General features: G+C 55.4%; 7 protein-coding genes and 1 rRNA gene. 2 read left to right on the forward strand and 6 right to left on the reverse strand.

Features of this window, described 5'->3' with window-relative positions:
• Window positions 1–58: 58 nt before the first annotated feature.
• A complete protein-coding gene (metH, locus tag G163CM_RS16530) occupies window positions 59–3,742 on the reverse strand; it encodes a methionine synthase (protein ID WP_231825670.1) in 3,684 nt (1,227 codons plus the stop codon).
• 202 nt (window positions 3,743–3,944) lie between these two features.
• On the opposite strand from metH, the gene iclR reads away from it, so the two are divergent.
• Entirely contained in the window at window positions 3,945–4,769 is an 825-nt protein-coding gene (gene iclR / locus G163CM_RS16535) for a glyoxylate bypass operon transcriptional repressor IclR (RefSeq protein WP_015966364.1), read from the forward strand.
• A gap of 153 nt (window positions 4,770–4,922) precedes the next feature.
• Here the strand turns inward: iclR and aceK are convergent, their stop codons facing one another.
• The 4 genes from aceK to metA all read right to left on the reverse strand — a co-directional run bounded on the left by aceK (window position 4,923) and on the right by metA (window position 10,946).
• On the reverse strand, window positions 4,923–6,707 hold the full coding sequence (gene aceK, locus G163CM_RS16540; protein WP_231825671.1) for a bifunctional isocitrate dehydrogenase kinase/phosphatase: 1,785 nt from the start codon (window positions 6,705–6,707) through the stop codon (window positions 4,923–4,925).
• Between the two features lie 102 nt (window positions 6,708–6,809).
• Window positions 6,810–8,114, reverse strand: coding sequence for an isocitrate lyase (gene aceA, locus G163CM_RS16545; protein WP_231825672.1), 1,305 nt, complete (start codon window positions 8,112–8,114; stop codon window positions 6,810–6,812).
• A 31-nt stretch (window positions 8,115–8,145) separates the two neighbouring features.
• Entirely contained in the window at window positions 8,146–9,747 is a 1,602-nt protein-coding gene (gene aceB / locus G163CM_RS16550) for a malate synthase A (RefSeq protein ID WP_231825673.1), read from the reverse strand.
• A gap of 269 nt (window positions 9,748–10,016) precedes the next feature.
• Window positions 10,017–10,946 carry a homoserine O-acetyltransferase MetA gene (gene metA, locus G163CM_RS16555; protein ID WP_231825674.1) on the reverse strand — a complete coding sequence of 310 codons (930 nt, stop codon included), beginning with the start codon at window positions 10,944–10,946 and terminating at the stop codon, window positions 10,017–10,019.
• Between the two features lie 156 nt (window positions 10,947–11,102).
• Here metA and G163CM_RS16560 point away from each other — a divergent pair, with 156 nt between their 5' ends.
• The gene (locus G163CM_RS16560; RefSeq protein ID WP_231825675.1) at window positions 11,103–11,546 is read left to right on the forward strand and encodes an acetyltransferase; all 444 of its coding nucleotides are present in this window, start codon (window positions 11,103–11,105) and stop codon (window positions 11,544–11,546) included.
• A gap of 322 nt (window positions 11,547–11,868) precedes the next feature.
• Here the strand turns inward: G163CM_RS16560 and rrf are convergent.
• Window positions 11,869–11,984 (reverse strand): 5S ribosomal RNA (gene rrf, locus G163CM_RS16565).
• Between the last annotated feature and the right edge of the window lie 83 nt (window positions 11,985–12,067).

Genomic DNA, 12,067 nt, shown 5'->3' on the forward strand with positions numbered 1-12,067 from the left:
CAAAAGAAAGAGACAAGGCGCTCATTGAGCGCCCTGTTTGTTGTAAGAAAAAGTGACGTTAGTCCGCGTCATACCCCAGATTCGGGGCCAGCCAGCGTTCAACTTCCTCTACGCTCATCCCTTTGCGGCGGGCGTAATCTTCCACCTGGTCGCGCTGAATTTGCGCGACCGCGTAGTACTTGCTGTCCGGGTGGCTGAAATACCAGCCGGAGACCGACGCGCCAGGCCACATGGCGAACGATTCCGTCAGCTTCATGCCGGTGTGTTTTTCGACGTCCAGCAGTTCCCAGATGGTGCCCTTTTCCGTGTGTTCCGGGCAGGCCGGGTAGCCGGGGGCCGGGCGAATGCCCTGGTAGTTTTCGCGGATCAGTTCTTCGTTGCTGAGATTCTCGTTCGGCGCATAGCCCCAGTAAACTTTTCGCACACGCTCATGGAGATACTCCGCAAAGGCTTCGGCTAAACGGTCGGCAATCGCTTTCACCATGATTTTGTTGTAATCATCGTGCTGCGCTTCGAAAGCATCCGCCAGCGCATCCTCTTCCAGCCCACCGGTGACGGCGAACGCGCCGATGTAGTCTTCTTTACCGCTCAGCTTCGGCGCGACAAAATCAGCAAGGCAGTAGTTTGCGAAGCCGACTTTCTCGGTCTGTTGGCGTAAATGACGGCTGACGGTGAGTACGTGCGTGCGCGTTTCGTCACGATAGATTTCAATGTCGTCGCCCACGCGGTTTGCCGGGAACAGGCCGACCACGCCGCGCGGATTCAGCGTTTTCCCGGCGCTCAGTTTGTCGAGTAACTCATTGGCATCTTTAAACAGACGCTGCGCTTCTTCGCCAACAACTTCATCTTCAAGAATTCGCGGATATTTCCCGGCCAGCGACCAGGTCATAAAGAACGGCGTCCAGTCGATGTAGTTGCGCAGCGTTTCGATACTGGCTTCCACTTCCTGCACGCCGAGACGGTGGGCCACCGGCGGCGTATAACTCGCCCAGTCGAATGCCAGATCGTTTTCGCGCGCGGCCTGCAAGGTCACTGGCGGGGTGCGCGGTTTCTTACGGCCATGCTGGATACGCACGGTCTCGTACTCTTTACGCGTGCGGGCGACGAAGTCGTCTCGCTGGGTAGCGGAAAGCAGCGCCGCAACGACGCCAACGGTGCGCGAGGCGTTCTGCACATACACCGTCGGGCCGCTGTAGTTCTGCTCAATTTTCACCGCCGTGTGCGCTTTGGAGGTGGTCGCACCGCCAATCAGCAGCGGGATGGTGAAGCCCTGACGCTCCATCTCTTTCGCGACGTTAACCATTTCGTCCAGCGACGGGGTGATCAAGCCAGAGAGACCAATCAGATCCGCGTTCACTTCCCTGGCGGTTTTCAGGATTTTGTCGGCGGGCACCATCACGCCAAGGTCGATGATTTCGTAGTTGTTGCACTGCAACACCACGCCGACGATGTTTTTACCGATATCGTGGACATCGCCTTTTACGGTCGCGATCACCATCTTACCGTTGCTCGAGCCCTTCTCTTTACTGGCTTCAATGTACGGTTCGAGATACGCCACCGCTTGTTTCATAACGCGCGCCGATTTCACCACCTGCGGCAAGAACATTTTACCCTCGCCGAACAGGTCGCCGACCACGTTCATACCGTCCATCAGCGGGCCTTCAATCACTTCAATCGGGCGTGTTGCCTGTTGACGCGCCTCTTCCGTATCCAGCTCGATAAATTCAGTGATACCTTTCACCAGCGAGTATTCGAGGCGTTTTTTCACCTCCCACGAACGCCACTCGGCCTGCTGGGCGTTGGCGGTGTCGTCGGTTTTGCTGCCGCGATATTTCTCGGCAAGATCCAGCAAACGCTCGGTACCATCGTCGCGACGATTGAGGATCACATCCTCCACCGCATCGCGCAGTTCAGTCGGCAGGTCGTCGTAAATCGCCAGTTGCCCGGCGTTCACAATCCCCATATCCATTCCGTTACGGATGGCGTAGTAGAGGAACACCGCGTGAATAGCTTCACGCACCGGATCGTTACCACGGAACGAGAACGAGACGTTGGAGACGCCGCCGGAGATCAGCGCGTGCGGCAGTTCGCGTTTGATGTCTTCGCAGGCGCCGATAAAGTCCTGCGCATAGTTGTTGTGCTCTTCAATCCCGGTCGCCACCGCGAAGATGTTCGGGTCGAAGATGATATCTTCCGGCGGGAAGCCGACTTCCTCGGTGAGAATTTTGTACGCCCGACAGCAAATCTCGATTTTACGCGCGCGGGTATCGGCCTGACCCTGTTCGTCAAAGGCCATCACCACTACCGCCGCACCGTAGCGACGCAGCAGTTTGGCATGGTGAATGAAGGTGTCCACGCCCTCTTTCATCGAGATGGAGTTAACAATGCCTTTGCCCTGAATGCACTTCAGACCTTTTTCGATGACCTCCCATTTGGAGGAGTCGATCATAATCGGTACGCGAGCGATATCCGGCTCGCCGGCAATCAGATTGAGGAAACGCACCATCGCCGCTTCGGCATCGAGCATCCCCTCATCCATGTTGATATCGATAATCTGTGCGCCGCTTTCCACCTGCTGACGCGCCACATCCAGCGCTTCGCTGTATTTCTCTTCTTTAATCAGGCGCTTGAACTTAGCGGAACCGGTGACGTTGGTGCGTTCCCCCACGTTCACAAACAGGCTGTCGTCGCCAATGTTCAGCGGCTCCAGGCCAGACAGGCGGCAGGCGACGGGCAGTTCAGGCAGCTTGCGCGGCGGCAGCCCGGCAACGGCGCGGCTCATCGCGGCAATGTGTTCCGGCGTGGTGCCACAGCAACCGCCGACAATATTCAGAAAGCCCGCTTCCGCCCATTCACGGATCTGTTTTGCCATCGTGTCGGCATCGAGATCGTATTCACCAAAGGCGTTTGGCAGCCCGGCGTTGGGGTGCGCGGTGACGTAGCATTCCGCAATGCGCGACAGTTCCTGTACGTACTGGCGCAATTCATCCGGCCCCAGTGCACAGTTCAGGCCAAAGGTCAGCGCTTCAGCGTGGCGCAGGGAGTTATAAAACGCTTCCGTAGTTTGCCCGGAGAGCGTACGCCCGGAAGCATCGGTGATGGTGCCGGAAATCATGATCGGCAGGTCAACGCCCAGCGCTTCAAACTCTTCTTTTACCGCAAAAATCGCCGCTTTGGCGTTGAGAGTGTCGAAGACGGTTTCAATCAGGATCAGGTCCGCGCCGCCTTCCACCAGCGCTTTCGTCGATTCCCGGTATGCGGCCACCAGCCCATCAAAGGTGATATTGCGGAATGCCGGGTCGTTGACGTCCGGTGAGATGGACGCCGTGCGGTTGGTGGGGCCAAGAACGCCAGCCACGTAGCGCGGTTTTTCCGGCGTGCGTGCGGTCCACTCATCGGCGCAGGCGCGCGCCAGTTTGGCGGCAGCGAAGTTGATTTCCGCCGACAGGGATTCCATCTGGTAATCCGCCATGGCGATGGTCGTGGAGTTAAAGGTGTTGGTTTCAATGATATCCGCGCCCGCGTCGAAGTAGGCATCATGAATGGCGGAGATCACCTCCGGCTTGCTCAACACCAGCAGGTCGTTGTTACCTTTGAGGTCGCACGGCCAGTCGGCAAAACGCGCGCCGCGAAAATCCGCTTCGCTCAGGCGATAGCTCTGGATCATGGTGCCCATGCCCCCGTCCAGAACCAGAATTCGATCATTTAACTGCTGACGTAATTGTTCAACTTTGCTGCTCACACGCACTCCCGACCACGCTCAACCAAACCCAGAGAAAAAAACGGCAATAGACCATACTGGCATAAACCCTGATGGTGGAAAAGAGAACAACGCGCTACATGAGACAAGTTCACCATGACTCATCGGATCAGTAAGTCTGGTGATTGCATTATAATCAAATAAAACGAAAATGATTTCCACGATACAGAAACAGGAGTTCGCCATGGTTGCCACCGTTCCCGCAAAGCGCGGAAGAAAACCCGCCGCAGCCACCGCTGTGCAGAGTGGCCAGGTTCAGTCTTTAACGCGCGGGCTGAAATTACTGGAATGGATTGCCGAATCAAACGGTAGCGTTGCGCTGACCGAACTCGCCCAGCAGGCCGGGCTGCCCAATTCCACCACTCACCGTTTACTGACCACCATGCAGCAGCAGGGTTTCGTCCGCCAGGTGGGCGAGCTGGGGCACTGGGCGGTGGGCGCGCATGCGTTTATCGTCGGCAGCAGCTTTTTACAGAGCCGCAACCTGCTGGCGATTGTCCACCCTATTCTGCGCAAACTGATGGAAGACTCCGGCGAGACGGTCAATCTGGCGGTGCTGGATCAAAGCGACCATCAGGCCATTATTATCGATCAGGTTCAGTGCACGCAGTTAATGCGCATGTCTGCGCCCATTGGCGGCAAACTGCCAATGCACGCCTCCGGCGCGGGCAAGGCGTTCTTATCGCAACTGAGCGAAGAACAAGTTACCGGATTACTGCACCGCAAAGGGCTGCACGCCTATACCCATGCGACGCTGGTATCGCCGGTGCATTTAAAAGAAGACCTTGCTCAAACGCGCAAGCGCGGCTATTCCTTTGATGATGAAGAACACGCGCTGGGGCTGCGCTGCGTGGCGTCCTGCATTTATGACGAGCACCGCGAGCCGTTTGCGGCAATCTCCATTTCCGGGCCGATTTCACGCATTACCGACGACCGGGTAACGGAGTTTGGTGCGATGGTGATCAAGGCGGCGAAGGAAGTGACGCTGGCGTATGGTGGGATTCGATAACAAAAATGCCCCATCGCTGATGGGGTATTCCAGATGGCTGACAACGTGCGCGTTGTTCTTGCCGGATGCGGCGTAAACGCCTTGTCCGGCCTACAAAATCTCGCTAATTCAATATATTGTAGAACCCTTACAGGCCTGATAAGCAAAGCACCATCAGGCTGATCGGGGCACAACGCCAGATGGCGGCGCAAGCGCCTTATCCAGCCTACGATCGGTTTCATAACGCACGCTGAAACGCTGGCGACGACGGTAGGCGTAAACATCCTCCACATGACCATTTTTAATGCGCGTCTGTAGGCCACGCCAGTAGCCGGCGCTGAACAAGTCGGCGTGCATCTCTTCAAACAGCGGGCCGATACGCGGGTCGGCGCAGAGCCAGTGGCGAAACTCCTCCGGGAAGACATCGCCCGGCGAGACGCTGTACCAGGGTTCGCTGGCCAGCTCGTCTTCCGGGTAGCGCGGGGGCGGGATATCGCGGAAATTCACTTCGGTCATATAGCAAATTTCATCGTAATCATAGAACACCACGCGGCCATGACGCGTGACGCCGAAGTTTTTAAACAGCATATCGCCGGGGAAAATATTGGCGGCGGCGAGCTGGCGAATGGCGTTGCCGTACTCTTCAATCGCGTCGCGCAACTGCTGGCCCTCGGATTGCTCCAGCCAGATATTGAGCGGCACCATGCGCCGTTCGATGTAGAGATGTCGGATAACAATGTGCTCGCCCTGTTCGGTGATTTTCTCCGGCGCTTCCTGCTGCAATAGCGCCATCAGCGCAGGCGAGATTTGCCGTTTCTCCAGCACAAAGTTTTCGAACTCCTGGGTGTCGGCCATCCGCCCGACGCGATCGTGCTCTTTAACCAGTTGATAGCAGGCGCGAACGTGCGCGGCATTCATCTCTTTTTGCGGAGCAAATTTGTCTTTGATGACCTTGAAGACGCGATCGTAACCTGGCAGCGTAAACACCAGCATCACCATGCCTCGAATGCCCGGCGCCTCAATAAACTGCTCATCGGTGCTGGCGATATAGTGCAGATATTCGCGGTAACTCTCTGTTTTTGCATGCTTCTGGCAACCAATCGCCATATACAGTTCCGCAGTGGATTTGCCGGGCAGAATCTCGCGCAACCACTCCACCATCGCCGCAGGCAGTGGCGCATAAACCATGAAATAGGAGCGGGCGAAGCCAAAGACAATGCTCGCTTCCGTCGCGGTGGTCAGACAGGTATCAACAAACAGTTCCCCTTCATCCGTGCGGTGAATGGGTACTAAAAAGGGCAACGTGGCGGCAGGCGTCACCAGCTTGCCCACCAGCCATGCCGCTTTATTGCGATAAAACAGTTCGTTCGCCACCTGCAGGTGCGATTGTTGAAGTATCGCCTGGCCGAAGTTTTCACTCAGATGCGCAATGATGTAGTTGATATCACGCTGTTTATTCTGCCACGGCAGGCGTAGCGGCAGGTCAGTCAGCAGGCGATTGAGCAGCAGCCCCCAGCCATGTTCAGGAAAGAAATCCTTCGCCAGCGGGCGTGGAATGGTGCGGAAACGGCGCTCCGGCTGTGAGCTAAAAATAAAAAGCCGCTCCGGTGTGAGCGAGCGGTGATCAAATAACCGGCAGTAGACCGAGTTAAAAAAGCTCTCCGCGATTTCGAAGCGAGGGTAATCGGGGAGAAGCGCGGTGTAATGATCCTTTACACGCAATAAAAATTCAGCATCCGCGCCTTTACCATCGGTAATGCAGCGCAACTGCTCCACCACCAGGCCGACGTGGTGATCATAAAGGTGAATACGGCTTTTCATCGCCTTCTGCACAGCGTGCCAGTCGGCCTGTTCAAAGCGCTGCTGCGCGCCGGAGGTCACTTCCAGAAAACGCCCGTATTGGGCGTCAAAGCCTTGCAAAATAGTTTGGGCAATCAGTAATTCCAGGCCACGCGGCATAATCGACCTCATCCGGAGCGCGGTATGCCGGATGGCGCTGACGCTTATCCGGCATACGAAACGGTGTAGGCCCGGTAAGCGACGCGCCACCGGGCATCTGGATCAGAACTGTGACTCTTCCGTTGAGCCGGTCAACGCAGTTACCGAGGAAGCGCCGCCCTGAATAATGGTCGTCACTTTATCGAAGTAGCCCGTCCCTACTTCCTGCTGATGAGAAACGAAGGTGTAACCGTCTTTCCCCGCTTCAAATTCAGGCTGCTGCACTTTTTCAACATAATGCTTCATGCCTTCACCTTGCGCGTAAGAGCGCGCCAGGTCGAACATGTTGAACCACATGCTGTGAATGCCCGCCAGGGTGATGAACTGGTATTTGTAGCCCATATCCGACAGTTGTTGCTGGAAGCTGGCGATGGTTTTATCGTCCAGATTTTTCTGCCAGTTGAACGACGGCGAGCAGTTGTAGGCCAGCAGTTTGCCCGGATATTTAGCGTGGACCGCCTCGGCAAAACGGCGCGCAAGGTCGAGATCCGGCGTTGAGGTTTCACACCACACCAGGTCTGCATACGGCGCATATGCCAGGCCACGGCTAATCGCCTGCTCGATACCCGCCCGGGTACGGAAGAAGCCTTCACTGGTGCGCTCGCCGGTGATGAATTCGCTATCGTAAGCATCGCAATCAGAGGTGATCAGATCCGCCGCATCCGCATCCGTACGCGCAATGACCAGCGTCGGCACGCCCATCACATCGGCCGCCAGGCGCGCTGCAACCAGTTTCTGAATGGCTTCCTGCGTCGGAACCAGCACTTTTCCGCCCATATGACCGCACTTCTTCACCGACGCGAGCTGATCTTCGAAGTGAACGGCCGCTGCACCGGCCTCAATCATCGATTTCATCAGTTCATAGGCATTCAGCACGCCACCGAAACCGGCTTCCGCATCGGCAACGATCGGCAGGAAATAATCGGTATAACGCGGATCGTTCGGTTCGATACCGGATGCCCACTGGATCTGATCCGCGCGGCGGAAGGTGTTGTTGATCCGATCGACCACCGCAGGCACCGAGTTCGCAGGATAGAGGGATTGATCCGGATACATGCTTGATGCCAGGTTGGCGTCAGCCGCGACCTGCCAGCCGGAAAGATAGATAGCTTCAATACCCGCTTTCGCCTGCTGCAACGCCTGGCCGCCGGTCAACGCGCCGAGGCTGTTAACGTAGCCTTTCTTCGATTCGCCGTGCAGCAGTCGCCACATTTTCGCCGCGCCCAGTTGCGCCAGCGTGCACTCCGGGTTAACCGAGCCGCGTAATTTCACCACTTCCTCGGCGCTGTAGGGGCGACGAATGCCTTCCCAGCGCGGTTGAGTCCACTCTTTCTGTAATTCTTCAATTTGTTGTGTACGGGTTTTCATATGCAGATGCTCCATATTGTTATGTGGTGATTTACGCTAACAGGCGGTAGCCTGGCAGAGTCAGGAAGTCTATAAGGTCGTCGGAAGTGGTGATCTGCTCCATCAGACGCGCGGCGTCGTCGAAGCGCCCGCTGCTGAAGCGGTGCTCGCCCAGCTCTTCCTGAATCACCAACAACTCTTCGGCCAGCATCTGGCGGAACAGCGCTTTGGTGACGGCTTTGCCGTTGCTCAGGGTTTTCTCATGATGGATCCACTGCCAGATGGAGGTACGCGAGATTTCCGCCGTCGCCGCATCTTCCATCAGGCCGTAGATAGGGACGCAGCCGTTGCCGGAGATCCACGCTTCGATGTACTGCACCGCGACGCGAATATTGGCGCGCATGCCCTCTTCGGTACGTTCACCGTCACAGGGGGCCAGCAGTTGTTCGGCGGTGATCGGCGCGTCGTCGCTGCGGGTCACGAATAACTGATTTTTATGCTCGCCGAGCACATCGTTGAAGACCGCCATCGCGGTGTCCGCCAGCCCCGGATGCGCCACCCATGTGCCGTCGTGGCCGTTATTGGCTTCCAGCGATTTATCCGCTTTGACTTTGTTGAGCACCTGCGTATTTCGCTCGGCGTCTTTGCTCGGGATAAACGCCGCCATGCCGCCCATCGCGAACGCGCCGCGTTTGTGGCAGTTTTTAATCAGCAGGCGTGAATATGCGCTGAGGAACGGTTTGTCCATCGTCACCACCTGGCGGTCAGGCAACACGCGGTCCGGGTGGTTTTTCAGGGTTTTAATGTAGCTGAAGATGTAATCCCAGCGGCCACAGTTCAGGCCGACAATGTGATCGCGCAGCGCGTGCAGGATTTCATCCATCTGGAAGACGGCGGGCAGCGTTTCAATCAACAGAGTGGCTTTGATGGTACCGCGCGGCAGGTCAAAGCGATCTTCCGCATAGCTGAAGACTTCACTCCACCAGGCCGCTTCCTGCCAGGCCTGGGTTTTCGGCAGGTAGAAGTAAGGGCCGCTGCCTTTCTCCAGCAACGCTTTGTAGTTGTGGAAGAAGTAGAGCGCGAAATCAAACAAGCTGCCCGGAATGGCTTCACCGCGCCAGGTAACGTGTTTCTCCGGTAAATGCAGGCCGCGCACGCGGCAAATCAGCAGCGCGGGATTGGGTTTCAACTGGTAGATTTTCCCGGCTTCATTGGTGTAGCTGATGGTGCCGTTCACGGCATCGCGCAGGTTGATTTGCCCATCAATCACTTTGTTCCAGTCCGGCGCCAGCGAATCTTCGAAATCAGCCATAAAGACTTTTACGTTGGCGTTCAGGGCGTTAATCACCATTTTGCGTTCAACCGGGCCGGTGATCTCTACGCGGCGATCCTGTAAGTCTTCCGGGATACCGCGGATTTTCCAGTCACCATTACGAATGGAAGCAGTTTCCGAAATAAAATCAGGCAACTTTCCGTTATCGATATCCTGCTGTTGCTGAATGCGCGCAGCCAGCAGTTTATTGCGCTTCGGCGTAAAGCGCGTCACCAGTTCACTGAGAAATTCAACGGCTTCAGCCGTTAAGATCTGCTGCTCCTGCCCGGTAAAAGGTTCGGTAAATGCCAGTTCATCCGCCGTTGTTGCCTGTTGTGTCATTGTGCTGATCCTCATTATGTATTCCGATCGTTCCCCTGGGGTAAACGGACGATCGCTGCATAGTTTTCATTCAACACTTTTAAGACTATCCAGGATTTAATAAAAATCAAAAACGATTTCCATTTTTAATTTAAATTACATGTAACGTGATGATTAAACTGGAATTAAAATTTCTTAATTGATTGAGGTGCTTTTCGGAAATAAAAAAGGCACCCGAAGGTGCCTGAGGAAGAGTGCTGAAACGCTTTAGGATCGAGAGTCGTAGACGATCAATCCAGCGTTGGATTCATATTCCGCAGATCGTATGGCGTGATCTGGTAGACGTAATAGTTGAGCCAGTTGGCAAACAGCAGATTACCGTGGCTACGCCAGGTGGCGCGCGGTTTGTTCTGCGGGTCGTTTTTCGGGAAGTAATTGTGCGGCACTTCCGGATTGAGACCGGCATCCACGTCACGGAAAAATTCACCTGCCAGCGTATTCGCGTCGTACTCAGGGTGGCCCGTCACAAATGCGATACGCTTGTCTTTGCTGGCAAAGAGATAAGCATCTCCGCCGTCTGTTTCCGCCAGAATATCGAGGTCGGTATAGTCGCGTATCAACGCTGCCGGGAAATCGGCATAGCGTGAGTGTGGGGCGAGGAAACTGTCATCAAACCCGCGCGTAAGCAAGGCGTGTGGCTGAAGAATGTGGTGCTCATAGACGCCAGAGAGTTTGTCGTTGCGGGTCTGTTTGGGGATGCCATACAGAATGTTCAGCGCGGCCTGGACGGCCCAACAGACAAACAGCGTGGAGGTAACGTGATCTTTCGCCCACTCCAGCACCTGCTTTATCTGCGGCCAGTAGGCGACATCGTTAAATTCGACCAGCCCCAACGGCGCACCGGTGACAATCAAGCCATCGAAGTTCTGATCGCGGATCTCGTCAAAATTACAGTAGAAGTTGTTCAGGTGCTCGGCAGGTGTATTGCGTGATTCCCGCGCGTCAATGCGTAACAGCTGGATATCCACCTGCAACGGCGAGTTAGAGAGAAGACGCAGGAACTGGTTTTCCGTTTCGATTTTCTTCGGCATCAGGTTAAGAATCAGGACCTTAAGCGGACGGATTTCCTGACCTGTTGCGCGTGATGCGGTCATAACAAACACATTTTCATCACGCAAGAAATTGACGGCTGGTAGCTCGTCCTGTACCCGAATCGGCATAACCTTGTTACCTCACAACATACGTATAAACGTTTAGACATCCAGATAGCTGACAATAACCAGGAATAGGTGAAATGTCGAGTCTGCATGTGAAAGGTGAGAAAGTTTCACCGACAACATTACCGTAGAATATAAGAATTAATAAAAGGAGTATCTATGGTTATTAGTATTCGCCGTTCACGGCACGATGAAGGGGAAAAACTGGTTGCTGTCTGGTGCCGTTCTGTTGATGCCACGCACCATTTTTTGTCTGCTGAGTATCGGGCTGAGCTGGAGACGCTGGTACGCTCATTTTTACCGGAGGCACCGTTATGGGTTGCAGCCAATGCGCAGGATGAGCCGGTGGGTTTTATGTTGTTGAGCGGGCAGCATATGGATGCATTGTTTGTGGATCCTGATGTGCGTGGGATGGGAGTTGGCCGTTTGTTGGTTGAACATGCGCTTTCTCAGGCACCAGCGTTAACGACCAATGTGAATGAGCAGAACGAGCAGGCGGTTGGGTTTTATAAGAGGATGGGGTTTAGGGTGACAGGACGCAGCGAGGTGGACGATCTCGGGAAGCCGTATCCGTTGTTGAACCTGGCGTATTTGAAGGGGTAGTGCGCGCTGTGTTGCCCGGTGGCGCTTGCGCTTACCGGGCCTACAATGTGCATCGTACCCGTAGGCCGGATAAGGCGCAGCCGCCATCCGGCATTGTTTTTTCGCTCCAGCGCAAAAAGGCCATCCTTTCGGATGGCCTTCTGCTTTATTTGATGCCTGGCAGTTTATGGCGGGCGTCCTGCCCGCCACCCTTCGGGCCGTTGCTTCGCAACGTTCAAATCCGCTCCCGGCGGATTTGTCCTACTCGGGAGAGCGTTCACCGACAAACAACAGATAAAACAAAAGGCCCAGTCTTTCGACTGAGCCTTTCGTTTTATTTGATGCCTGGCAGTTCCCTACTCTCGCATGGGGAGGCCCCACACTACCATCGGCGCTACGGCGTTTCACTTCTGAGTTCGGCATGGGGTCAGGTGGGACCACCGCGCTAGTGCCGCCAGGCAAATTCTGTTTATTAACCCGCTTATCGCCGGTTAATTTAATCTGTCATCAAGCTTACTTATCGATGTCTCTTCGCCAAAACA

It is taken from the genome of Pseudocitrobacter corydidari (genome assembly GCF_021172065.1).
GTDB classification, from domain to species: domain Bacteria; phylum Pseudomonadota; class Gammaproteobacteria; order Enterobacterales; family Enterobacteriaceae; genus Pseudocitrobacter; species Pseudocitrobacter corydidari.

Excerpts from the sequence above, each read along its gene's own strand:
- iclR (WP_015966364.1), top strand. The coding sequence starts at position 3,945 with ATGGTTGCCACCGTTCCCGCAAAGCGCGGAAGAAAACCCGCCGCAGCC.
- aceK (WP_231825671.1), bottom strand. The coding sequence starts at position 6,707 with ATGCCGCGTGGCCTGGAATTACTGATTGCCCAAACTATTTTGCAAGGC.
- aceA (WP_231825672.1), bottom strand. The coding sequence starts at position 8,114 with ATGAAAACCCGTACACAACAAATTGAAGAATTACAGAAAGAGTGGACT.
- aceB (WP_231825673.1), bottom strand. The coding sequence starts at position 9,747 with ATGACACAACAGGCAACAACGGCGGATGAACTGGCATTTACCGAACCT.
- metA (WP_231825674.1), bottom strand. The coding sequence starts at position 10,946 with ATGCCGATTCGGGTACAGGACGAGCTACCAGCCGTCAATTTCTTGCGT.
- G163CM_RS16560 (WP_231825675.1), top strand. The coding sequence starts at position 11,103 with ATGGTTATTAGTATTCGCCGTTCACGGCACGATGAAGGGGAAAAACTG.